This is a genomic window from Kitasatospora sp. NPDC001095, from assembly GCF_053598615.1.
Map to the genome: position 1 here is coordinate 23,042 of NZ_JBSFKQ010000004.1, position 23,302 is coordinate 46,343.

The window sequence follows — 23,302 nt, forward strand, 5'->3', positions numbered from 1 at the left end:
CGGTCAGGGCGTCTCGGGCAGCCGGATGGGCATCAGGACGGAGAAGGTGCCCGCCCGGCCCGGGGTGCGGACGGCCAACGGGGCGATCGGGCCGCCGAGTTCGAGGAGCAGCTGTTCGGGCCGCCCGGCGTCCAGGGCGTCGAGGGCGTCGAGGGCGTCGAGCAGGAAGTCCCGGTTGACGGCCAGCCGGTAGCCCTCGGGCGCCGGGTCGTCGGCGACGGTCAGGCGGCCGTCCCCGGTCAGGGTCAGGACGGTGACCTGGCAGTCGGCGCCGTCCGGGCCGGAGGGCAGGGTGCGGGTGGCGCCGGCCTCGACGGCGGCGCGCAGTCCGGCGGCGGACTGGGTGATCCGGTGCTCCGGTTCGAGCCGGGTGACGGCCCGGTGGTCGGGGTAGTCGAGGTCCGGCGCGACGCCCTCGATCCGGTGCTCCCCGACCTCGGCCCGGACCGGTCCCCCGCCGAGGGTGAGCACCACGTCCGCCGGTCCGGCGACGAGCAGCGCGCGCAGCGCGTCCACCAGCGCGGTCGGGACGATCGTGCCGGCCACCGGCCGCTCGGGCGTCCCGCCGGTGGCGGGCACCTCGGCGAGGGCCATCCGGTAGCGGTCGGTGGCGACCAGGCGCAGCACCGGGCCGTCCGGCTCGAAGAGCACCCCGGCGAGCGCGGGCAGCTCCGGGTCCCCGCAGACCGCGAAGCGGACTGCGTCCAGGGCGGCCGCGAGGTCCTCGGCCGGGACGGTGAGCCGGAGTGCGGCGGGGGTGGTGGTCATCGGCTGCTCCCTCTGGTCGATCATCGCGTGGATCAGGGAGAGTTCGCGGCGGGCGTCGGCGAGGCCGTCCTCCAGCCGTCGCAGGTGTGCGTCGAGCACCCGCCGGGCCTCGCCGCCGCCGGGTGCGGCGCCGAGCACGGCGCGGATGCCGGCCAGCGGCAGGCCGACCCTGCGCAGCCGGGCCAGCAGCCGGGCGTCGGCGAGCTGGCCGGGCCGGTACCAGCGGTAGCCGGTCTGCGGATCGACCCAGGCCGGGGTGAGCACCTCGGCGCCGTCGTAGTAGCGCAGGGTGCCGACGCCCAGGCCGCTGGCGCGGGCCAGTTCGCCGATGCTGTGCAGCTCGCTCTCCATGCCCGGTGACTCTGCGCCCTCGACCTGGTCGAGGGTCAAGCCGGGCCGGTCCGGCCGGGGGCGGACGTGGAGGCGGGGTCGGGGCGGGGGTCGGGGTCGGCGAGGTGGGCCAGCTTGTCCGGGTTGCGGACGCTGCGGATCTCGGCGATCCGCACGGTGCCGTCCGGCTGCTCGGCGAACTCGAACACCGAGACGGAGTCGACGGCGCCGTCCACGGTGATCAGCACGCCGGGATCCCCGTTGACCAGGACCGGCCGGGCACCGGCCCCCTCGCCGAGCCGGCTGAGCACCCCGAGGACGAAGCGGGCGATGTTCTCGGCACCGTTGATCGGCCGCAGCGCGGCGCGGATCACCCCACCGCCGTCCGTCCAGCCGGTGACGTCGGGGGCGAGCAGTTCCAGCATCCGGTTGAGGTCGCCGCCGACGCAGGCCGCCAGGAACTCGTCGGTGGCGCGGCGGCGCAGCTCGGGCGGCGCGTCGTAGCGCGGCCGGCCGGCGCGCACGTGCGCCCGGGCCCGGCTGCCGATCTGGCGGCAGGCGGCCTCGGTGCGGCCCACGGCCTCGGCGATCTCCTGGTAGGAGAAGCCGAAGGCCTCCTTGAGCACGAACACCGCCCGCTCCAGCGGGGACAGGCTCTCCAGCACCACCAGCAGGGCCAGCGAGACGGTCTCGGCCCGCTCGACGCCGTCGGTCGCGTCCGGCTCGGCGACCAGCGGCTCGGGCAGCCAGGGGCCGACGTAGGACTCGCGGCGGACGGCGGCCGAGTCCAGCTTGTTGAGCGCGAGGTTGGTGACCGTACGGGCCAGGAAGCCGCCTGGGCTGGCGACCGGGCCGGTGACGCCGCTCCAGCGCAGCCAGGTGTCCTGGACCAGGTCCTCGGCGTCGGCGACGCTGCCGAGCATCCGGTAGGCGATGCCGAAGACCATCCGCCGGTGCTGCTCGAAGTCGGCCAGCCGGGTGCCGGTCTCGTGGGTGTCGGTCACCCTCGCGACGTTACCGCATGGTAGCCACGGCGCTCGGGTGCTCAGCTCCGGAAGGCCTCGTAGGCGGGGCCGAGCACGGTGGCGAGGTCGCGGCCGTGCACGGTGATGCCGGAGCGGCCGAGACGGCGCAGCGAGGGCTCGTCCGGACCGTTCTCGTCCTCGTCCTCCGCCGGGGCGGGCCGCAGGGTGAAGTCGCCGCGCCAGTAGGCGGCGACGTTGACCACGGGCGGTCTGGGTTCGTCGGTCACGCGTCCTCCTCGGCCACGGCGTCCTCCCGGGTGAGGGCGACCAGTTCGCGCAGCGCCTCGACCGGCAGGTCGGTGAGCCAGCGCTCCCCCTCCCCCACCACCGTCTCGGCCAACGAGCGCTTGGCGGTGAGCAGTTCGTCGATCCGTTCCTCGACGGTGCCGACGCAGACCAGCCGGCGTACCTGGACGTCCCGGCGCTGGCCGATCCGGAAGGCGCGGTCGGTGGCCTGCTCCTCGACCGCAGGGTTCCACCAACGGTCCAGGTGGATCACCTGGTTGGCGGCGGTCAGGTTGAGTCCGGTGCCGCCGGCCCGCAGCGAGAGCAGGAACACCCTCGGCCCGTCCGGGGACTGGAAGCGCTCGACCAGCTCCTCGCGGCGCGCCCGCGACAGTCCGCCGTGCAGGTAGAGCACCTCCTCGCCGAGCCGGCGCCGCAGGTACGGGCGGAGCATCGCGCCGAACTCGGCGTACTGGGTGAAGACCAGCGTCCGGTCGCCCTCGGCCAGCGCCTCCTCCAGCAGTTCGGCCAGCCGGGCGACCTTGCCCGAGCGCCCGCCCACCGCCGAGCCGTCGTGCAGCAGTTGGGCCGGGTGGTTGCAGACCTGCTTGAGCTTGCCGATCGCGGCCAGCACGGTGCCGCGCCGCTCGACGCCCCGGATGCCCTCGACCCGCCGCAGCAGGTCGGCGACCACGGCCTGGTAGAGGCCGGCCTGCTCGGCGGTGAGGTTGCACCAGACGGTCATCTCCTGCTTGGCCGGCAGCTCGGCCGCCACGGCTGGGTCGGACTTGACCCGGCGGAGCACGAACGGGGCGGTGCGGCGCCGGAGTTCGGCGGTGCGTTCGGGGCTGCGGTGCAGCTCGACCGGGATCGCGTAGCGCTCCTTGAAGCGCTCGGCCGGGCCGAGCAGGCCGGGGTTGGCGAAGTCCAGGACGGCGTGCAGTTCGGAGAGCCGGTTCTCCACCGGGGTGCCGGTGAGGGCGATCCGGTGCCGGGTGACGGGCAGCGAGCGGATCGCCCTGGACTGCGCGGTGCCGGTGTTCTTGATGTGCTGGGCCTCGTCGGCGACCACCCGGCGCCAGCGGATCGCGCGCAGCGCCGCGAGGTCGCGCTGGACCAGCCCGTAGGTGGTGATGACCAGGTCCACGCCCCTGACGGCTGCGGCGAGTCGCTCCGCGCCGAGGCGGCCGGCGCCGTGGTGGACGTACCGCCGCAGGCCGGGGGCGAAGCGCTCGGCCTCGCGCTGCCAGTTGCCGACCAGGGACATCGGGCAGACCAGCAGGGTCGGGCCGGCGGGCCGCTCGGAGTCCTCCTCGGAGTCCTCCTCGGGGGCTTTCTCGGAGGCCTTCTCGGACGCGAGCAGGGCGAGGGTCTGGACGGTCTTGCCGAGGCCCATGTCGTCGGCCAGCACGGCGCCGAGGCCGAGCCCGGACATGGTCCTCAGCCAGGCCAGCCCGCGCTCCTGGTACGGGCGCAGCTCGGCCCGGAAGTCCGGTGGCAGCTCGGGCGCCGGGGCGGCACCGGCCCGCCCCGCGAGCAGTTCGCCGAGCGGGCCGTCCGCGCACACCGAGGTGACCGGCAGCCCGGCGACCGTCGCCGCCGGGTCCAGGGCGAGCCGCAGCAGTTCGCCGGTGGCGAGCACGCCCTCGCGCCGGTCGGCGAGGAAGGCGAGGGCGGCGGCGATCTGGGCCGGGTCGGCCTCCAGCCAGGTGCCCCGCAGCCGGACCAACCCCTGCTTGGCGGAGGCGAGTTCGGCCAGCTCCTGCTCGGTGAGCGGGCTCTCCTCCGGGCCGAGCGCGGCCTGCCAGCGGAAGGCGACCACGGCGTCCCGGTCCACCTGACTGGTGACGGCGAGCGAGCCGGGCGCGGGCGAGGTGGTGGCGCGCAGGGCGAGTCCGAGCCTGGGGCGGCGGCGCCACCAGGCGGGCAGCAGCACCCCGAAGCCGCCCTCGGCGAGGGCGGGCGCGGCGGTGCGCAGGAAGTCCAGTGCGCCGGCCCGGTCGAGCGGCAGGGCGGACGGGCGGGAGCGGTGGCGCAGCCCGTCCAGGGCGGGCCAGCGGTGGGCGGCGCGGGCGAGTTCGGCGACCAGGACGTCGACCGGGTCGGCGGCCTTGCGGGCGAGCGCGGCCTCGGCGGCGCCGCCTTCGAGCAGGTCGGCGGCGCGGACCAGCAGGGAGGGCTCGTCCACGGCCTGGAGCAGGAACTCCAGCCGCCAGGCGTCGTCGGAGGGGCTGCCCTCGGGGTCGTCCGGGTCGGGGCCGAGCGGCTCGACCAGCCGGAAGCAGAGCCGCAGCGCCGGATCGACGGGCTCGGCGGCGGCGTACCAGGCGCCGAGCCGGCGGCGCAGTTCGGCGAACTCCTCGGGCTGGGCGCCGTCGAGCCCGGCGTCGGGGGCGGTGAGGGCGTGCAGCCACCGCTCGGCGGCGGCCCCGGCCCCACCGGGCGGCGGGAAGGGCGTGTCGGCCAGCGCGGCGCGGGCCTCGGCGTCCACCAGCGCGCCCAGGGCGGCGTCCAGCAGCGCCTCGCCGCTGCCGGGCCCGTGCGGCCACTCCCCCAGCAGGACGGGCGGGCAGCCGGCGGCCAGGGCGGCGGCCTCGTGGCGCCCGGCGGGGGTGAGGTCGGGCAGCCACCGGGCCTGCGGCCGGCCGTCGGCGGCGGCCACGGGCACCGGCAGCACCCGGCCCCGGCCGACCGTCCGCCAGGCGAGGTCGTGCACCCCGGTGAGCCAGCGCAGCGAGGGGCCGTGGACCACCTCGACCCGCCCGGCTCCGGGCAGGTCGGTGCCGGTGACGGCCCAGACCGGGTCGAAGACCTCGCCGAGCAGCTGGGCGGCGGCCCCGGCGTCGAACAGCAGCGCCGGCACCCGCCAGGGGGCGAGCACGGCACCGCCGCGCGGCGGGGTGACCGGCAGGTCGGGCGAGGGCGCGGGGACGACCCCGACGGTGGGCAGCAGCAGGGTGGCCCAGCGTTCGGGGGCCTGCCCGGCGAGCCAGCCGAGGCCCGGGCCGATGCCGCCGAGCACGGCGGCCAGTTCGGCGGCCGGGCAGACGTAGGGGTGGGCGCGCGGCGCGGGGTGGTCGGGACGCGGGGCGGCGGCGCCCGGGTGGGCGCGGGCGTCCTCGGCCCAGAGCGCCAGCCGCCCGTCCGCCCGCCAGAGCGCGTGGAGGACGAACATCGGGGGCCTTCCGGGCGTACTGGGACCGTCCTTCGCAGCCTAACCGGGAGGGCCGACAGACCGGTCCGTCGAGCCGTTCGGGGGAAGCCGGGAAGTTGTGGTTGAAAGTTGAACGACATTGCCCTAGGGTGGAGCCAACAAGTTGAAGCCTAAACAACTGGCTTCGAACCAAGGAGGAAGCCATGGGCCTGTTCAACCGCACCAAGACCGTCACCGCCCCCGCCGCGACCGCCGTCCAGACCCCGGCCGGCCCGGACCTCGCCCACCTGACCGGCGACTGGACCATCGACAACACCCACAGCGAGATCGGCTTCTCCGTCCGCCACGCGATGGTCACCAACGTCAAGGGCCGCTTCACCGAGTACGACGGCAAGCTGCACCTGGACGGGACCCACCCGGGCAACTCCTCGGCCGAGCTGGTGATCAAGGTCGGGAGCATCGACACCAACCAGGCCCAGCGCGACGAGCACCTGCGCACCGGTGACTTCTTCTCCGTCGACACCCACCCGGAGATCCACTTCCGCAGCACCTCCGCCCAGCTGGTCCACGGCGACTCGTACCGGATGACCGGCGACCTCACCATCAAGGGCACCACCCGCCCGGTCGTGCTGGACCTGGAGTACACCGGCAGCGCCACCGACGCGTACGGCGCCAACCGGGTCGGCTTCGAGGGCAAGGCCGTCGTCGACCGCACCGACTTCGGTCTGACCTACAACGCGGCGCTGGAGACCGGCGGCGTGCTGATCGGCGAGAAGGTCAAGCTCAGCTTCGACATCTCCGCCGTCAAGGCGGCCTGAGCCGCCTGACCCCCAGGAGCACCGTCCCTGCCCTTCCCCCCGGGGCAGGGGCGGTTTCCAACGTTTCCCCCCGCCGCACCGCACCCTGACGGCCTCCGGCCGCCTACCCCGGCGGCGGCAGCAGCGCCGCGTCCGCCGCGGGCAGCCAGCAGCCCGCCGGGCGGCGCAGCCAGCCCTCGGCCGCGCCGAGCGCGCCCGCCGCGGCGGCCAGCGCCCGCAGCCCCGGATGACGGTCGCCGGGCCGGTGCACCAGGCTGACCAGGCTCAGCGGCACCGGCTCCACCAGCGGCACGTTCACCGTCCCCGGGATCCGCGGGCCGCCGACCGTGGTCAGCATCGGGTCCCCGTGCCGGGCGAGGTAACGGGCGGTCTCGTCCACACCCACCGGCGGCACGTACGGCGCCGCCGCCGTCAGGCCGTGCTCGCGCAGCAGCCGGGCGCCGAGGTCGGCCCACTCGGTGGTGGCCGGGTTGCCCGCGCAGACGTCCACGGGGTGCCCGGTCAGATCGGCCAGGCGCAGCGCGCGGCGGTCGGCCAGCGGATGGGTGTCCGCCATCATCACCGAGATCCGCTCCAACCGCACCGGCAGTTGGACGAGTTGGCCGCGCACCCCGGCGGGCAGCCCGGCGAAGCGGCCGAAGGAGGCGTCCAGCCGGTGGGCCAGCAGCTCGGCGGCGGCCGCGGCCAGGCCGCCGTGGAAGCGGGCCAGCAGTTCGCCCTCCGGCCAGGCGGCGCGGGCCCGTTCGAGCACCCGGTCGGTGGTCAGGTCCGGACCGGTGACGTCGCTGTTGAGGTCGATCAGCAGCGGCCGGGCACCGGCCCCGGTTCCGGTCGCCGCCTCCGCGAGGATCTCGTCGTGCAGGGCCAGGAACCGGCGCGCCCGGGGCAGCAGGCGCCGCCCGGCCGGGGTGAGTTCGACGCTGCGGGTGGTGCGGGCGAACAGCGCGTCGCCGAGCAGCCCCTCCAGGCTCCGGACGTCCCGGCTGAGCGCCTGCTGGGCGATGTGCAGCCTCTCGGCGGCCCGGCCGAAGTGCAGGGTCTCGGCGGTCGCGACGAAGCCGCGCAGCAGTCGGGGGTGCAGGTCACGGGGCATGGGCGGCAGATTAACAACGGCGTGTCGTGAGTGCGGCGAAACAGGTGTTGGACGCCCGCCCGCCGACGGCGCCAGGCTGTGGGAACCCCCGCCCTCCCCCGCTCACAGGAGCACCATGCCCTCGCCCGCCCTCCTCGCCTCCTACCGGCGGCTGTTCGCGGCCCCCGGCGCCGTCGCCTTCACCCTGGCCGGGCTGCTGGGCCGGCTGGCGCTGTCGATGTACGGCGTCTCGCTGGTGGTTCTGCTCTCCGAGCGGCGCGGCTCGTACGGGCTGGCCGGGGCGGTCTCGGCGGCCGGGCTGGTCTTCGGCGCGATCGGGATGCCGCTGATCGGACGGCTGGTGGACCGCTACGGGCAGGCGCGGGTGACGGTGCCGGCCGCGCTGTACAGCGCCGTTCCGATGGCCGCCCTGCTGCTCTGCGTGCACCTCGGCGCGCCCGACTGGACGCTGTTCCTCAGCTCCGCGGCCTGCTCGGCCACGCCCAACCTCGGCGGCATGGCCCGCTCCCGCTGGGCACACCTCTACCGGGACGACCCGGCCGCGCGACACCTGGCCAACTCCTTCGAGCAGGCGCTGGACGAGCTCTGCTTCATGGCCGGGCCGGTGCTCGCGATGCTGCTCTGCACGACGCTCGCCCCGGAGGCCGGGATGATCGCCACCGGCGCCCTCGGCACCGTCGGCGCCCTGCTCTTCGCCGCCCAGCGCCGCACCGAACCCCCGCTACCCGTCCGGGGATCCACCGAGCGGCGGCACGGCTCGCCGCTGCGGGCACCCGGGCTGCGGGTGCTGGTGCTGACCTTCCTGGCGACCGGCATGGTCTTCGGCGCGACCGAGATCACCACCGTGGCGTACGCCGACGCGCTCGGCCACAAGGCGACGGCCGGTCTGCTGCTGGCCCTGGTCGCGGGCGGCTCCTGCGCGGCCGGGCTGCTGTTCGGCCTGCTGACGCCGCGCCGGGCTCCGGGCCCCCGCTTCCTGCTCTGCGCCGCGGCGATGGCCGCGGTGCTGCTGCTGCCGCTCGCCGCCGGACTGGGCGGGGCCGGGCTCGGGGCACTCGGCGTGGCGCTGTTCGCGGCCGGCACCGCCACCGCGCCGACCATGGTGACCGGGATGACGTTGGTCCAGGAGCTGCTGCCGCAGCGGCAGTTCAACGAGGGCATGGCGATGGCGGTGTCCGGCATCGTGGTCGGCATCTCGGCCGGGGCGGCGCTCGCCGGGACGGTCGCCGAGCAGGCCGCTCCGGGCACCGGCTACGCCCTGCCCGCCGCGGCCGCCGGGCTCGCGCTGCTGATCGCGCTGGCCGGGCGGCGGCACCTGACGGTGCGGAAGGCGGCGGCGGGTTCGCCGGGCGACAGCGCGGCGGAAAATGCCGAGCAGATTGTCAGTGGCACCCTCTAACGTCGAGGCATGGGGGAAATCACCTACGTCCGAGGCGATGCCACCACGCCCCAGGGCAAGGGCGTGAAGGTGATCGCGCACGTCTGCAACGATCTCGGCGGCTGGGGCAGGGGCTTCGTGCTCGCGCTCTCCAGACGCTGGCCCGAGCCCGAGGCGGCGTACCGGCGCTGGCACCGGGAGCGGGCGAAGAACGACTTCGGCCTCGGGGCCGTCCAACTGGTCCCGGTCGATCCGCACCTCTGGGTGGCCAACCTGGTCGGCCAGCGGGGCATCCGCACGGGGCGCTCCACCGGGGTGCCGGTGCGGTACGAGGCGATCGACACCGGGCTGGCCGCACTCGGCGAGCACGCTCTCCGGCTCGGCGCCTCCGTCCACATGCCGCGGATCGGCTGCGGCCTGGCGGGCGGGCGCTGGGAGCGGGTCGAGCCGCTGGTCACCGCCCGGCTGACGGCCCGGGGCGTACCGGTGACGGTCTACGACGTCGACTGACCCGACCCGACCACTTCCACTTCACCGATCCACCGGCTCCGGCCGGTCGGGACCGGGCGCCACGCGCCCGGCCGGCCAGGCGTACACGTACTCGGGCAGCAGGAATCCGCCGGGGAACTCACCCTCCTGCGCCCGGACCCGCTCGGCGCCCTCGCGCTCGTAGAAGGCGATCGCCCGGGTGTTGTCCCGCAGCACCTCCAGGGAGAGTCCGGCCCCGGGGTGCCGCTCGGCGACATGGGCACGGCCGGCGGTCAGCAGCTCGCGGCCGATGCCGCCCCCGTTCAGGCCGGGGCGCACGTGCAGGTTGTCGATCAGCACCCCGCCGTCCGGCTGCGGGACGAGATAGATGAACCCGGCCATCGCACCGGCCTGTTCGGCCACCAGGAGCTCGGGCGTGTTCTCCGGCTCCCCGTAGTCGACTTCCAACCGCAGTTTCCACAGCTCACGCCGCTGGGCGACCATCCCGTCGCCCAGCCCCTCCGCCGGGACGATCCCCCGGTAGGTGGTGCGCCAACTGGCGGCGTGCAGTTCGGCGATGGACTCGGCGTCCTGCACTCCGCCGCGCCGGATGACGGTCCGCCCTGAACTGATCATGTGACCAGCCTCCCACAGAGATGGAGTTGAACATGTTCAACCGATACGTCTACAGTGCTGTCCAGATTTTGAACGCGTTCGAAACGATGGCGGTCATCGTGGCACCGGGTGCGGAGGGGTCGTCCGGTACCACGAACACCGACACCGGATGGAACGTCGTCTCCGGCTAGGCTCGTGCCCGTGGACGACCTGGCAGCGACGAACCGAACGGACGGCGGGAACGGCACGGCCGAGGCTTCGGCCGTGCCCGGGCCGGAGAGCGGGCCCGGGCCGGAGGCCCTGCCCGGTGGCCGGGCCAAGCCGAAGACCGACAAGAGTGAGGCCACCCGGGCCCTGATCCTCGAAACGGCCATGCGGCTGTTCCAGGAACGGGGCTACGAGAAGACCACCATGCGCGCCATCGCCACCGAGGCGGGCGTGTCGGTGGGCAACGCGTACTACTACTTCTCGGCGAAGGAATTCCTGATCCAGGGGTTCTACGACCGGATGACCTACGAGCACGCGGCCGACGCCAAGCGCCGCATGGCCCACACCCGGGACTTCTCCGAGCGGCTGCAGATCGCGCTGACCTCCTGGCTCGACACGGCCGCGCCGTACCACGAGTTCTCCGCGCAGTTCTTCCGCACCGCCGCCGACCCGACCAGCTCGCTGAGCCCGTTCTCCAACGAGTCCCACCCGGCCCGGGCCACGGCGGTCGAGCTGTTCCGCGACGTGCTCCAGGGCTCGGAGCTGGCGCCCAAGCTGGACGCCGAACTCGTCGAGCTGCTGCCCGACGTGCTCTGGCTGTACCTGATGATCGTGGTGCTCTACTGGGTCTTCGACCGCACCCCGGACACCGAGCGCACCAGGGAGTTCGTGCGGCGCTCGACGCCGCTCGCGGCCCGGGTGATCAACCTGTCCCGCTACCGGGTCTTCCGCCCGATCGTCCGTGACGCCAAGGGCCTGATCCAGGACTTCATCCTGCCCACCATCGGCAAGACCGCGGTCAAGTAGCGCCCGGGCGGACGGGAACGGCCGGCCCGCGGACGGGCCGGCCCTTCCCGTCGCAGCGGGGCTCAGAACTCGGTCGGCGTCCAGGCCTGGACCGGGGTGCGCAGCAGCAGGTCGACGGCGGCCGCCGCGCCCGGGCGCAGCTCGGCGACCAGGGCGGCCGCGGCCAGCCCGGACGCGGTCTGCCCGCCCAGGTAGAGCGAGCCCAACTCCGAGGCGCCGAGCGCCAGATCGGCCTCGTCGGTGGTCCTGGCGCAGCGACCGGTGCCGTCCTGCGCCACCTCCAGGGCCCAACGCCCCGACGCGTAGCCGAGCTTGTCGTCGACCTCCAGCACCACCCGGCCGGAGGTGTTGTACGTCCGGGCGCCGAACGCCGCCTCGACGTCCAGCACCCGCAGCCACAGCTCGTCGCCGTTGCCCTCGTACGGGGTGGCCGCGCGCGGATCCTGGAGCAGCAGCGGCAGCGGGTCGTCCGGGCCGAGCCTGGGCACCGTGACCCGGCCCACCCAGTCGACGGACAGCACGAAGCGCCACAGCTCGACCGCGGTGGGCAGGTCCAGCGCGATGAACTCGCTCACCTCGAGCGTGCAGTCGGGGTAGGCGCCGTCCCACTTGCCCTCGACCCGGTAGAGCACCAGGCCGGTGACCGTCCCGTCGGCGTCCCGGTGGACGGCGGCGAACGGCTCCTTGAAGTCGACGCCCGGCGTCCGGACCTCGCCGGTGGTGCGCAGCCACCACAGCTCGTCGCGCTCGATCGCGCCCGGCTGGGTGCGCCGCCAGCGCTCGTACAGGTCCGCGCCCAGCTCGCGCAGCTCCGTCACGCCCACGAAGTCGATCCGGCCACCGGGGACCCCCGGCAGGCCGTCGCGCAGGCCCCGGGTGCGGCGCAGGTTGACGTGCAGGCCCCCGCCCCACGTCGCCGGGCCGAAGCCGAACCGGCCGTAGATGTTGTACTCGGCGGCCATCAGGACGGCGACCGCCCTGCCGCGCTCGGCGGCGGCCGCGAGGTCCCGGCGCATCATCGCGCTGAGCAGGCCGCGGCGGCGGTGGGTGGCACTCACCGTGACGTTGGTGATGGCGTCGGCCGGGACGGCGACCCCACCGGGGACGGTCAGTTCGGTGTCGAAGCTGCGGAAGGTGGCGATCTGGCGCTCGCCGTCGAAACCGGCCAGCAGCCGACCCGGCTGCCACTGCCGACGGCGGATGTCCGTCGCCGGGGGCAGGTGCGGGCGCAGGAACCCGAAGGCGAGCGCCTTGTCCCAGGCCTCCACCTCGTCCTGGGAGACGGCTCGGACCAGGATCCCGTTCACGGTGTCGACGGCCGCGTGATCGATGCTGTTGCCCATGCGGGCCACCGTACGGCGGCCCTCCCGGGGCGGCATCCGAATTAATCCGTACCCGATCCCAGGTGCTCACCCGGCACCACCACCCAGTGGTTGGTGCGCAGGACGCGGTCCGCGAAGTCCAGGTCCCGTTCACCGAGCAGCCGGAAGCCGAGCGCCCGGCAGATCCCGTTGGACGGCCCGTTGCCCGCCCCCGGGTTGGCGTGCACCTCGCCCCAGCGGCCGTCCTCGGCGGCGGCGTCCAGCACCTGGCGCACGGCCGCCTTGGCGAGGCCGCGGCCCTGGTACCCGGGCAGCACCATCCAGCCGATCTCGGAGACCGTCACACCGCCGTCCTGGTCCGACCAGAGCGTGACCGTGCCCACCGCCTCGTCGTCCGCGGCGCCGTCCGGCACGATCATCCTGATCCAGGAGACGTCCGCGGCCACCAGGGAGAGGTCCTTGCACAGCCGCGCCTCCACCCGCTCCCGGGGCAGCGGTCCGCCCAGTTCGGCCATCATCACCGGGTCGCAGCGCATCCGGACGTACGCCTCGACGTCCCCCGCCCGAACATCCCGCAACCGCATGACGCCTCCTCAGCACCGGTCCGAGCGGCCACGCTAGCGCGGCCCACCGACAGTGGCGTCCGGACGGCCCGGGCTGGCATCCTCGTGCCGGTTCAGGCACAGACGATCCGCATCCCGGGGGGAATCCATGGAGGACGAGTACTTCCGCAAGCTGAAGGAGTACGAGGGCCGGTCGTCGACCGCGAAGCTCGTCGGCGCGCTGGCCGTCGCCTGCTGGCTCTGGGCGCTCTGGCTGGTCTTCGTCCCCGGCAACGGGCTCTGCGGCTCGCCGGCCTTCTACGAGCCGACCGGCTTCCACATGCAGGAGGCCTGCGACTCCGAGATGATCGGCCGGATCGGCGGCGCGGTCGCCGTCCTGCTGGTGTCGCTTCCGCTCGCCGCCGCCTGGGGCTGGGCCGTCCTGCGGCTGCGCGACAGCCGCAAGGAGCTGGCCGCCGCCCTGAACGGCCGCTGACCGTCCCGCGCCGCCGCGGCACCCGACACCGCGGACCCGACGCCGCGGGGCCCGGCGGCGCCCCGCGGACGCGAGTTCGAGGACAGGCGCTACGGCCTGGCGTAGAAGTTCGGGATGCCCATGATCCAGAGGCTGGCCTGCTTGATCGGCATGCCGGCCCGCGGGGCCTCGATCATCTGGTCGTCGCCGATGTAGAGCCCGACGTGGTGGATGTCGGCGGCGCGCCCGGTGTCGGTCCAGAAGACCAGGTCGCCGGGGCGCAGTTGGCGGTAGCCGATCGGGGTGCTCTGGGCGTACTGGTCGGCGGCGAAGTGGTTGAGCTGCCGGCCGCCCTCGCGCCAGGCCATCATCGTCAGCCCGGAGCAGTCGTAGCCGCCCGGGCCCTCACCGCCCCAGACGTAGGGCAGGCCGATCTTGGACCTGGCGAAGGCGACGGCGGCGGCCGCGCCCTCGGCGGACCACGGACGGGAGGGCGGCGTCTGGGCCCTGGTGCCGGCCGAGGCGGCCTCCGCCTCCCGGGCGGCCTGCTCGGCGGCGGCCCGGGCGGCGGCCTCGGCCTCGCGGGCGGCGATCGCCTCCAGGGCCTCGCGGCGTTGGCGCTCCAGCTCGACGGTGGTGTCCCGGGCGGCGGCCAGCTCGACGAGCAGCTGCTCGCGGCGCTGCGCCGCGGCCGTCACCTCGGCCTGCTGGGCCGCCAGCCGCTGTTCCGCCCGGACCTCGGCCGCGCCGACCTCGGCGGCGGCCCGCCCGGCGGCCTCGGTGGCGGCCCCGGCGGCGGCGGACGCACTGCGGGCGGCGGCGGCCGTGGAGGTGGCGGCGTCCAGGACGTGCCGGGTGCGTTCGCTGACCTGGCCGATCGCGGCGGCGCGGTCGCCCGCCTCGCGCGGACCGTGGGAGCCGAGCAGCGCGTTGAGCGCGGAGAGTTCGGCGCCCGCGCCCTGCCGGTACGTCTCGGCCGCGAGCCGGGCCGCGTCATCGGCGGCGGCCGCCCGCTCGGTCTCGGCGGTGGCGGCGCGCCGTACGGCGGCCGCCTCCTCGGCGCGGGCCCGGGCGAGTGCGAGCTGGGCGCCGTTGTAGGCCTCGACGGCCTGCTCGGCGGCGCGTCCGGCCCGGTCCAGGTCGGCCCGGGCGGCGGTGAGCGCGGCCTCCAGGGCGGCGGCCGAGGAGGCCTTGCCCTCGGCCTCGGCCCCGGCCCGGTCGATCTCCTCGGTGGTCGGGTACGGGTCCTCGTCCGCGGCCCGGCCGACCGTCGGCGCGGGGGCCGCGGGGGCCGCGGGGGCGGCCTGGGCGGCGGGGAGCAGCCCGAGCAGGGCGGTGAGGGACAACAGGAGGGCCGGCAGGATCCTGCGCGCCACGCGGCATCCCTTCTGACGGGTCCGGAGGGGACGGCGTCGGACGGTGCGCGGCCCGCGGGTGGACGGCGGCCGGGGCGGCGGGAGGTCCGATGAATCATCCCATCACGTGACAGAACGGTCACATGGCGCTCATGTTCTCAATTCCGGCGGCCTTCACACCTGGAAAATGCTCGGCGGGTCGGGTGACTATCAGATGATCTGACTAATCTCGCCATTGGCTGAGCGAACAGGCCCAGCGCGACAACCGAGCGAACAGCCGGGCACGCCGGGCCGTCGCACCGGCACCCGGCGCGCGCGGAGCGCCGCGGGCTACCGGCCGATCCGTCGGGTGTGCTTCCGCAGCCGGGGCTGCCGCTCGGGCCGGCTCTCCGGCCCGGCCGGCGCGACGGCGAAGGCCCGGCTGCGCCCGGCCCGGACGGTACGGCGGCGCTGCTGCGCCTGGCGGGAGCGGGCCGGACCGGCCTCGGCCACCCCGGGCGCCGGGTCCACCGCGCCCGGGCGCCGGTCCCCCGCCCCCGCCGCGGCCGCCGAGCGGCGGTCGACCAGCCGGGCCTGTCGGCGGGCCAGCGCCCGGGCGGCGTGCGCGTCGAGGTGGGCGGTGGCCCGGGCGGCCATCCGCTCGGCCACCCGGTGCGCGGCCGGGTGGTTGGCCGGCACCTTGTCGGGAGCCCCGGCGATCAGGTCGAAGAGCCAGGTGCGGGCCAGGTCCGCGCGCCGGTGCAGCAGGCGCTCGCGCCGGAGCGCGCGCGCCCGTCGGCGGGGGCGCGTGGCATACCGCCAGCGGGCCCACGGGCTACTCGGGCGGGCCAGCCGGATCGCCCCGATCCAGGACAGGCCGGGGACCATGATCCCGAGCAGGCCGGTCCACACCTTCCCCTTGATCAGGGTGATCACCGAGGCCAGCGCGTTCACCGAGAGGATCGTGACCAGGCCCCATCTGGTCTCCTCGCCGGGCACCACGCCCAGCGGCACGTACCCGACCAGCAGCAGGGAGGTGAACAGGATGCCGAAGATCACCGCGTCCACCGACTTGCGGCCCTGCTCGCTCCAGTACACGTCGTCCAGGTGCAGGATCAGCGCGAACTCGTCCAGCACCAGGCCGCAGCCGATGCCGAAGGCCAGCCCGAACCAGTTGATCCACGGGTGCCCGCCGTAGGTGGCGAACACCCCGATGCCGCCGAGCAGCAGGAAGCCCAGGCCGAACACCATGTGGTGGATGTGCAGGCCGCCCGGGGTCACGTTGCCCGGCCACCAGCGCACCTGGGCGCGGATCATCCGGACGCTGAACCGGATGCAGACGAAGGAGGTGATGAATCCGACCAACAGCAGGAACAGCGGTTGCTTGTGCGCGGCGACGATGTGCTCGCGGTAGCCGTCCAGCAGTGTCGTCATGGGTCTTACCTTCGTTCCTGGTCCTGCGTCCTGCCTGACGTGACGTGGCCCGGGGCCCGACCCGCCCCCGGCACCGGCCGACGTCAGGTCAGAATCCTCGGGTGCGCTTGGCCGCCCGGCGCGGCATGGCCGGGTAGAGCGACGGGAGCTCGGCGCCGACCGGCAGCTTCATGAACAGCCGGGCGATCTCCCCGCCCAGGTTCACCCCGACCGCCAGCGCCATCGCGATCGCCGCCGCCCGGAAGACCGACACCAGGCCGGCGCTGGAGTGGCCCTGGGCGAAGGCGAGCATCCCGAGGTAGAGCGCCGAACCGGGCATCAGCGGGCCGATCGCGGCGGTCACGTACGGCAGCGCCGAACCGTTGCGGTAGCGCGCCATCAGCTGGCCGAAGAGGCCGACCAGGCCGGCCGCCACGCCGGTCGCCGCGATCGGGTTGACGCCCGCGTTGTACACCAGCGCGCCGTAGCTGGCCCAGCCGATGCCGCTGTTGACGGTGACCAGGGCCAGGGCGCGGCGGTCGGTCTGGAGCAGTGTCGCGAAGGCCAGGGTCAGCACCATCGCCGCGACCATCTGGACCGGCGGGTAGTTGACGCCCACCAGGCTCTCGTCCGGGCGCAGGTTCGCCTCGAAGCCGACGCCCAGGTAGAGGATCACCATCACGCCGATCACGATGCCCGCGACCAGGTAGACCACTTCCAACAGGCGTGCGGCGGCGGTGATGTAGAAGCCGGTCAGGCCGTCCTGCACGGCGGCGACCAGGGCGCGCCCGGGCAGCAGGGCGAACAGGCCGCCGGTGATCACGACCGAGCCGCGCAGGCCCCAGTCGTTGAGCGAGAGGATGATCCCGGAGGCGGCGGCCGGCATCGCGGCCGCCACGAACTGGTAGAACTCCGGCAGCCGGCGCTTGGCCAGCGCGGAGGCCAGCCGGTCGCCGAGGACGGCGGCGACGAAGGCGCTCGCGAACACCAGCCAGCCCTTGTCGTCCATCTTCCCGCCGACCAGGAAGGTCGCCGCACCGGCCAGCAGGCCGGTGGTCAGGGCCAGGAACCAGGCCGGGTACGGGTGCCGGTTGCGGCGGATCACCGCGAGCCGGCGGTAGGCGTCGTTGACCGTCACCTTCTCCGCGGTGATGTCCGCGACCAGCTCGTACACCGCGTCGAGCCGGGTGTAGTCGGAGGTGCGGCGGCGCACCACGCGGTCGGCGGTGACCGGCGGCTCGACCAGCGAGGGCTGGTACGAGATGCCGATCAGGGTGAAGGTGACCTGCGGCTCGCAGCGGTCCAGCCGGTAGGCGTGCGCGATGCCGAGCATGGCCGCCTCGACGTCCTCGGCGGCCTCGCCGCTGGCCAGCAGCAGCTCGCCGATGCGCAGCGTGAGGTCGAGGATGCGCGGGACGTTGCGGGTGACGCCCGAGGAGGGGTGCATCTCGCGGGCGGTGCGCTCGAAGGCGGGCCGCTCGGACATCGGGGTGCGCAGCAGGGTGCGCATCCGGTCCGGCCAGGGCGCCTCGCCGGGAGCGCCGGCGGTCAGCTCCGGTATGGGGATGCCGGTGGGCGGGGTGTAGCCGGCCGCCCGCCACTCCTCGGGGGTGAGGGTGTCCTCGGCGACCGAGCGGCGGCGGACCGGGCGCTCGGCCTCGGTCCGTCCGGCCTCGGCCCGCCCGGTCTCGGTCCGGCCGGTCTCGGGGCGGGCCGCCGACGCGGGCACCGGTTCGGGCTCGGGGGCCAGCAGCCCCTTGGTCTCAGGGACGGGCGGGGCGAGCGGGACGACGGTGGTGGGCTCGACCGGCGGGGCGGCGTGGCCGAGCAGGCCCTCCGTCGGCGGGGCGTCGGCGGGGTGCACCGGCGTCGGGGGTGTCTGCCGCGCCTGTCGGACCGCCCGGCCTCCCCTCGCCCGCTTGCCCGCTCCCGGTCGGCCCCGCTTAGGCACTTCCGCTCCTCGCCACCCCTGGCGGCCGTCTGCCGCCGCTCGATCTCGGGTTACACCTTGCCTGATCGAACAGCTTGACGCACATGTACGCGGCGTCCCGTGGCCGGAGCGGCGGACGCCTACCCGGCGCGGTGGCGGGCGGCCCGCGCCGCGCCGGAGCGGCGCACCCGCAGCAGCTCGATCGCCACCGGGATCACCGAGACCAGCACGATGCCGACCAGGATGGCCTCGATGTTGTCCCGGACGAACGGGATCCGGCCGAGGAAGTAGCCGAGCACGGTGACGCCGCCGCCCCACAGCACCCCGCCGAGCACGTTGAACACCACGAAGCTTCGGTAGTTCATCCTGCTCACCCCCGCGACGATCGGGGTGAAGGTGCGCACGATCGGCACGAAGCGGGCCAGCACGATCGCCTTGGGCCCGTGCCGGTCGAAGAACGCGGCGGCCTTCTCGACGTTCTCCTGCTTGAAGACCCGGGAGTCGGGGCGGCGGAAGAGGCTCGGGCCGACCTTGCGGCCGAAGAGGTAGCCGACCTGGTCCCCGGCCACCGCGGCAACCACGACCAGCGCGCAGACCGACCAGAGCGGCTGGTGCAGGTAGGTGCCGCCGGCCACCAGCAGGCCGGTGGTGAACAGCAGCGAGTCACCCGGCAGGAAGAAGCCGATCAGCAGACCGGACTCGGCGAAGACGACGGCCAGGATGCCGATCAGGCCGAAGGTGGAGATCAGGGTGGTCGGATCGAGCCAGGACGGGCCGAGGGCGAGGCTGGTCACGGTGCGGCACTCCGGGAGGGTCGAGTCTTGGCAATGAAACAGTAAAGCATTGACAAAGACTCGGCGGGGGGCCGGATGGTTCCCTGGCCGGGACCACGGACGGGACGCAGCCGGGAACGCGGACGGGACGCGGACGGAAAGCACGCGGCCCCGGCGGGGGCCCGGGAGGGCCGGCCCACCGGGGCCGCGTGGTCGGGGGCGGTCAGAGCCCGTAGCGCTCGACCGTCTCCTCGTGCCGGGCGAGGTCCGCGCCGGCCGCCTTGGCCAGCGCCGGCCAGGCGAGCGGGTGCGCCAGGCCGTCGGTCAGCCGCAGCAGCAGGGCGTCGGCCTCGGCGGCCGAGGCGGTCGGCGGCACGCCGAGGGCCGCGTAGACGCCGGGCAGGGTGTCGCCGCCGTCCGCCGGGTCGGTGATCCGGTACTGGTCCCCGCTGTAGACCCAGACCGCGTAGCCGGCGTCGTGCAGTTCCTCGCGCAGGGCCGACCACCGCTCGTCCCCGGGCCAGGCGCCGTCGATCCAGTACGTGGTGTACCCGGCCGGGTCGAGCAGGGTGAGCAGCTCGAACACCGGGCGCCAGTGCCGCCGCTCCTCCTCGGGCGCGTCCTCGGCCGGCGGGCGCTCCAGCAGGGCCGGGGCGAAGACCACCACGTCGCCGTGGTTGAGCGTGAGGTCGTCGCCGAGCACCGGCAGGATGCGGGCGGTGGCCGGGCCCGTCCGGAGCGCGGGCAGGTCCGACGTGGCGCCGTTGGTCCGGGTGGCGCGGATGGTGACGAGCTGCCACTCCTCGTCCACCGGGCCCTCGGGCTCGTCGAACTCGATGTCGAGCAGCGCGCCGGTGGAGCGGACCACGGCCCAGTCGCGGTTGGCGGTGGCCGCGGTGATCAGGTGCCACAGGTCCGGCTCCTGGACCTGCCGGTGGCCCTCCCCCTCGGCGGCGCCGTCGGCCGGCGCCGCGCGCTCCAACAGCTCCAGGTACATCCGCTGCGCGGTGGCGTGGTCCCCCAGCTCGGTGGCGGCGTGGGCGGCGAGGCGGCGGGTGTTGATCACCTCGTCGTCCAGTGCCAGGATCGTCCGGCACCGCTCCAGCGCCTCGGCCCAGCGGCCCTCGGTGGCGGCCCAGCGGGCGCGGATCCAGTGCCCGTCGGCGGGGGCGGTGGCGGACACCCGGTCGGCGAGCCGGCGGATGCCCTCGGCGTCCCTGGCCTCGATCAGCATCTCGCCGAGCGCGCCGGTCAGCTCGCGGTCCGCCGCGTCCTGCTCCACGTACCGCCACAGCAGCTCGGCCGCGGCCCGGGCGTGGCCGAGGCCGCCCAGCACGGTGGCCAGGAGCACCGCCAGCCCGGTGGCGCCGGCCTGCTCACCCCGGTACCGGTCCAGGGCGACGGAGAGCAGGTCGGCGCCGGTCTCGTAGGGCACCCCGGTCTCGGCCAGGTGCGCCGTCAGCTCGCCCGGCGGGACGGGCAGCTCGGGCTCCGGCAGTGCCTCGGCGGCCGCGCGCAGGGCCGCGACCTGCTCCGACACGCCGTCGGTACGACGCAACCGGGTGAGCTTACGCTCTCCCGTCGCGGCGAGCGTCAGCGCCACCGTGCGGGCGCCCCGGGCGAGCGCGAGCCGACCCGCCGCCAGCAGCAGGTCCACGCACGGGCGGTGCGCGCCGACGCCGTCCAGGTAGCCGACCCAGCCGGCCAGGACGGCGCCCAGCTCGGCGTCGTTCTCCCGTGCTCCGGCCGCGACCAGCAGCTCGACCGTCTGCGTCCAGGCGGGGCGCAGGTCTGCGTGGCGCTCGGCCTCGGCCCGCTCGGGCAGCAGGGCGAGCGCCTCCTCGGTGCGGCCGAGCGAGGCGAAGGCGCGGGCCCGCAGCAGGGCGCCCCAGCGCTGGTCGCGCTCGTCCAGCCGGCGCCCCTGCGCCTGCTCGGCCCGCTCGGCGGTGTCCAGCAGCTCCAGCACCTCCTCGTGCCGGCCCAGCAGGTGCAGGGTGCCGGCCCGGGCCTGGTGGAAGCGGAGCGAGACCGACTGGCCGGCCGCCCGCATCCGGTTGGCCGCGGAGTCCAGGTGGTCCAGCGCCTCGCCCGCCCGGCCGTCGTCCTCCAGGGCGTCGGAGTACTCGCGGGAGAGGCAGTCGTAGCAGGCCCGGTCGGGCTCGATCCGGCCGAGCGTCTCGCCGACCACGGCGAGGCGCTCGGCCACGTACCCCGGTCCGTCGACCCGGGCGTGGCAGATCGCGAAGTCCTGCACCACGCAGACGGACTGCGGGCAGCCCGCCGTCTCCTCCCGGTGCGCGAAGTCCAGCAGGTCGACCGCCTCGGGCAGCACCGCCTCGCCCTGCTGGCGCTTGTTCAGCAGGTTCTGCATCCGCCAGTGCCGCAGGTAGACCTCGACCCAGGGCAGGCCGAGCGCCCGGGCGGCGGCCACCGCCTCCGGGTAGAGCGCGTCCAGCTGCTCGTTGCGCCCCTCGGTGGCGTGCTCGGGCAGCTCGACGATGGCGTCGGCCAGCCGGTGATGGCCGGCCTCGGCGAGCTGCCGGTGGGTGTCGCGCACCCAGGCCCAGATGTCGGTGGTCATGCCCGTTCCCCCTGCGTCGTGCTGATGAGTTGTCTACCGCACCCCACTGACAGTCCGTCCGTCACGGCTCCTCCGAGAGGACGCCGGGGCTGTCCGGGACCTCCGGCAGACCGGCCGGGACGGCGGCGGTCAGGGCGGACACCGCCGTGCCGATGCCGTTCAGCGCGGTGGTGAGGTCGCCCTCGGACGGGCCGGACGAGGCCGCGGCCATGATCACCTTGATCGAGCGGAGCAGCCCGGCCGCCGTCGCGCTGCCGGTGTGCCCGGCGCGGTAGGCGGCGAGCAGGTCGTGGACCGCCGGACTGTCCAGGTTGAGGTACAGCCGGGCCCGGACCCCGCCGTCGGTGCGGGCGGTGAAGGCGCGGGCCAGCCGCAGGGCGGCGGACGGGATCCGGGCGTCCGCCTGGTCGTCCTCGATCCTGGCCTTCAGCTCGGCCTCGCGGTCCGGCACCAGCACCAGCGGCAGGCCGGGCGGGTCGAAGCGGGCCGGGACGAGCTGCTCGCCCGGGTCGGCGAGGGCGCCCGCCAGCCAGGCCGCCTCGTGCTGCGGCAGCGGGTGCTCCGGGTCGCGGAACAGCTCGCGGTCGCCCTTCTCGCTGCCCAGCTCGACCACCCGGCAGCCGCGCAGTTCGGCGTAGCGGTGCAGGAACGGCCGCACGGCGTAGCGGTCGCCGCGCGCGATCGGCACCCGCATCGCCCGGTACAGCATCTCCTCGAAGCCGCCGCCGCTGCCGATCGCGAGGTGCACCGCGCCGCCGCCCGCCGCGCGCAGCGCGCCGGCCGTGAGGTCGCCCTGGGAGGTGGGCACCGGGACGTCGTCGGCGAGCAGGGTGAACAGCCGCTCGTCGCAGAGCGCGGCGCCGAGCAGGTCGGTGCCGTGCCGGGTGAGGATGCGGCGCCACGCGGCGGGCCGCAACCGGGCGGTCTCGTAGAGGCCGTCCACGATGGCGTCGGTGAGGACCTTCCGGAGCGCGTGGTAGTGCTCGTCGCGCTGGAGGTCCTCACGGCTGGCGGTGGGGGTGAGCCGGTTGGACTCGACCACGCCGCCGATGAACCCGGCCCAGCGGGGCAGCAGGTCGCGGGCGTCCTCGGCGAGCAGCATGCCGCGCAGGTAGACGGCGAGGTCGCGGTTGTCGCTGGTGCCGTAGCTGCCGCCGTCCTGGACCCAGAGCAGGCCGACCGCGTCGGTCACTCCCTCGACCGGCTGGACCGGGAAGGCGGTGAGCGGCTCGAAGCGGCGGCCGAACGCGGCGGCGAAGCGCATCCGGGCGGCGTACTGCTCGCCGTCGGAGGGGCGGCGCGAAGCGTCCCGGCGGGGGGTGGCAGTGGGCGACGGGAGGGCCTGCTGCCGCCAGGGCACCTCGACGGAGTTGACCGGCCGCTCGTCCGCGCCGACGTACACCGGGATCGACAGCAGCACGCAGTAGCGGCCGAGCACGTCGCGCAGGACGTCCTCGTCGGCGAGGTGGCCGTGCTCGGGCTTGAGCGCCAGCTCGACCACCGTGCCCGGGTGGGGCCGGGCGGGCACCGGATCGACCTGGTACTGCTCGCCGCCGCGGCTGCGGTAGCGGTGGCCGAGCCGCGGTTCGCGGTGCGAGGTGGTGGTGACGGTGACCTCGTCGGCGATCGAGAAGGCGGAGAGGAAGCCCAGGCCGAAGGCGCCGATCAGCTCCTGGTTCCCGGTCAGTTCGCGCAGCATCCGGGTGTAGCCGGTGCCGACGGTGGCCAGGTAGGAGTGGATCTCGGGTTCGGTGAGGCCGGCGCCGGTGTCCTCGATGGCGACGGTGCGCCGGGCGGCGTCGGCACGCACCCGGATCAGTGGGCGGTGGTCACCGTCCGGGTCCTCCAGGAGCCGGCGGGTGTGCGAGTCGTGGGCGTTCTGGACGAGTTCGCGCAGGGCGACCAGCGGGGTGGAGTAGAGGTGGGTGGCGAGGACGTTCACCAGGCCGCCGAGATCGACCTCGGTCGTCCGCAGCTCCTCGTCGGGGGTGGGCTCGGGCGGGGCACCATCAGACATGGGTCCTCAGTGTGCCAGTGCGACTAT

20 protein-coding genes are annotated in these 23,302 nt (G+C 75.0%); 6 read left to right on the forward strand and 14 right to left on the reverse strand.

Annotation, left to right across the window (positions count from 1 at the left end; genetic code table 11):
* Positions 1–3: 3 nt before the first annotated feature.
* The 4 genes from ACWDBB_RS05535 to ACWDBB_RS05550 are packed head-to-tail and all read right to left on the reverse strand — an operon-like array spanning position 4 to position 5,523.
* Positions 4–1,158, reverse strand: a complete 1,155-nt coding sequence (locus ACWDBB_RS05535; RefSeq protein ID WP_449788329.1) for a DNA polymerase III subunit beta family protein — start codon at positions 1,156–1,158, stop codon at positions 4–6.
* Positions 1,155–2,102 carry an RNA polymerase sigma-70 factor gene (locus ACWDBB_RS05540; RefSeq protein ID WP_449788330.1) on the reverse strand — a complete coding sequence of 316 codons (948 nt, stop codon included), beginning with the start codon at positions 2,100–2,102 and terminating at the stop codon, positions 1,155–1,157. Before ACWDBB_RS05540 ends, ACWDBB_RS05535 begins: the two co-directional genes overlap by 4 nt.
* A 41-nt stretch (positions 2,103–2,143) precedes the next feature.
* Positions 2,144–2,350, reverse strand: coding sequence for a hypothetical protein (locus ACWDBB_RS05545; RefSeq protein WP_449788331.1), 207 nt, complete (start codon positions 2,348–2,350; stop codon positions 2,144–2,146).
* A complete protein-coding gene (locus tag ACWDBB_RS05550; RefSeq protein WP_449788332.1) occupies positions 2,347–5,523 on the reverse strand; it encodes an SNF2-related protein in 3,177 nt (1,058 codons plus the stop codon). Before ACWDBB_RS05550 ends, ACWDBB_RS05545 begins: the two co-directional genes overlap by 4 nt.
* Positions 5,524–5,705: 182 nt before the next feature.
* Between ACWDBB_RS05550 and ACWDBB_RS05555 the strand changes: the two genes are divergently transcribed.
* On the forward strand, positions 5,706–6,320 hold the full coding sequence (locus ACWDBB_RS05555; protein ID WP_449788333.1) for a YceI family protein: 615 nt from the start codon (positions 5,706–5,708) through the stop codon (positions 6,318–6,320).
* 103 nt (positions 6,321–6,423) lie between these two features.
* Here ACWDBB_RS05555 and ACWDBB_RS05560 read toward each other — a convergent pair whose 3' ends face one another.
* Positions 6,424–7,413 (reverse strand): LysR family transcriptional regulator, encoded by a 990-nt coding sequence (locus ACWDBB_RS05560; RefSeq protein WP_449788334.1) that lies wholly within the window; start codon positions 7,411–7,413, stop codon positions 6,424–6,426.
* A gap of 115 nt (positions 7,414–7,528) precedes the next feature.
* Here ACWDBB_RS05560 and ACWDBB_RS05565 point away from each other — a divergent pair, with 115 nt between their 5' ends.
* The gene (locus tag ACWDBB_RS05565; protein WP_449788335.1) at positions 7,529–8,812 is read left to right on the forward strand and encodes an MFS transporter; all 1,284 of its coding nucleotides are present in this window, start codon (positions 7,529–7,531) and stop codon (positions 8,810–8,812) included.
* A 9-nt stretch (positions 8,813–8,821) separates the two neighbouring features.
* Positions 8,822–9,301 carry a macro domain-containing protein gene (locus ACWDBB_RS05570; protein WP_449788336.1) on the forward strand — a complete coding sequence of 160 codons (480 nt, stop codon included), beginning with the start codon at positions 8,822–8,824 and terminating at the stop codon, positions 9,299–9,301.
* Positions 9,302–9,322: 21 nt separating this feature from the next.
* On the opposite strand, the gene ACWDBB_RS05575 is transcribed toward ACWDBB_RS05570, so the two are convergent.
* The gene (locus ACWDBB_RS05575) at positions 9,323–9,895 is read right to left on the reverse strand and encodes an N-acetyltransferase family protein (RefSeq protein WP_449788337.1); all 573 of its coding nucleotides are present in this window, start codon (positions 9,893–9,895) and stop codon (positions 9,323–9,325) included.
* A 32-nt stretch (positions 9,896–9,927) separates the two neighbouring features.
* On the opposite strand from ACWDBB_RS05575, the gene ACWDBB_RS05580 reads away from it, so the two are divergent.
* Together ACWDBB_RS05580 and ACWDBB_RS05585 are read left to right on the forward strand one after the other, a co-directional pair.
* The gene (locus ACWDBB_RS05580) at positions 9,928–10,065 is read left to right on the forward strand and encodes a hypothetical protein (RefSeq protein ID WP_449788338.1); all 138 of its coding nucleotides are present in this window, start codon (positions 9,928–9,930) and stop codon (positions 10,063–10,065) included.
* A gap of 10 nt (positions 10,066–10,075) precedes the next feature.
* Positions 10,076–10,888: a TetR family transcriptional regulator gene (locus ACWDBB_RS05585; protein ID WP_449788339.1), complete on the forward strand. Its 813-nt coding sequence runs from the start codon at positions 10,076–10,078 to the stop codon at positions 10,886–10,888.
* 62 nt (positions 10,889–10,950) lie between these two features.
* Here the strand turns inward: ACWDBB_RS05585 and ACWDBB_RS05590 are convergent, their stop codons facing one another.
* Both ACWDBB_RS05590 and ACWDBB_RS05595 read right to left on the reverse strand, forming a co-directional pair.
* On the reverse strand, positions 10,951–12,231 hold the full coding sequence (locus tag ACWDBB_RS05590) for a GNAT family N-acetyltransferase (RefSeq protein ID WP_449788340.1): 1,281 nt from the start codon (positions 12,229–12,231) through the stop codon (positions 10,951–10,953).
* Positions 12,232–12,272: 41 nt separating this feature from the next.
* On the reverse strand, positions 12,273–12,794 hold the full coding sequence (locus ACWDBB_RS05595; protein ID WP_449788341.1) for a GNAT family N-acetyltransferase: 522 nt from the start codon (positions 12,792–12,794) through the stop codon (positions 12,273–12,275).
* A 127-nt stretch (positions 12,795–12,921) separates the two neighbouring features.
* Between ACWDBB_RS05595 and ACWDBB_RS05600 the strand changes: the two genes are divergently transcribed.
* Complete coding sequence (locus tag ACWDBB_RS05600; RefSeq protein ID WP_449788342.1) at positions 12,922–13,248, forward strand: hypothetical protein; 327 nt, start codon at positions 12,922–12,924, stop codon at positions 13,246–13,248.
* A gap of 89 nt (positions 13,249–13,337) precedes the next feature.
* On the opposite strand, the gene ACWDBB_RS05605 is transcribed toward ACWDBB_RS05600, so the two are convergent.
* The 6 genes from ACWDBB_RS05605 to ACWDBB_RS05630 all read right to left on the reverse strand — a co-directional run bounded on the left by ACWDBB_RS05605 (position 13,338) and on the right by ACWDBB_RS05630 (position 23,275).
* The gene (locus ACWDBB_RS05605; RefSeq protein WP_449788343.1) at positions 13,338–14,603 is read right to left on the reverse strand and encodes a C40 family peptidase; all 1,266 of its coding nucleotides are present in this window, start codon (positions 14,601–14,603) and stop codon (positions 13,338–13,340) included.
* Positions 14,604–14,912: 309 nt separating this feature from the next.
* Positions 14,913–15,995 carry a hypothetical protein gene (locus ACWDBB_RS05610; protein ID WP_449788344.1) on the reverse strand — a complete coding sequence of 361 codons (1,083 nt, stop codon included), beginning with the start codon at positions 15,993–15,995 and terminating at the stop codon, positions 14,913–14,915.
* A gap of 88 nt (positions 15,996–16,083) precedes the next feature.
* The gene (locus tag ACWDBB_RS05615) at positions 16,084–17,838 is read right to left on the reverse strand and encodes a threonine/serine exporter family protein (RefSeq protein WP_449788345.1); all 1,755 of its coding nucleotides are present in this window, start codon (positions 17,836–17,838) and stop codon (positions 16,084–16,086) included.
* Between the two features lie 206 nt (positions 17,839–18,044).
* Positions 18,045–18,698: a DedA family protein gene (locus tag ACWDBB_RS05620; RefSeq protein WP_449788346.1), complete on the reverse strand. Its 654-nt coding sequence runs from the start codon at positions 18,696–18,698 to the stop codon at positions 18,045–18,047.
* 202 nt (positions 18,699–18,900) lie between these two features.
* On the reverse strand, positions 18,901–21,258 hold the full coding sequence (locus tag ACWDBB_RS05625) for a hypothetical protein (RefSeq protein WP_449788347.1): 2,358 nt from the start codon (positions 21,256–21,258) through the stop codon (positions 18,901–18,903).
* Between the two features lie 61 nt (positions 21,259–21,319).
* A complete protein-coding gene (locus ACWDBB_RS05630; protein WP_449788348.1) occupies positions 21,320–23,275 on the reverse strand; it encodes an ATP-binding protein in 1,956 nt (651 codons plus the stop codon).
* Between the last annotated feature and the right edge of the window lie 27 nt (positions 23,276–23,302).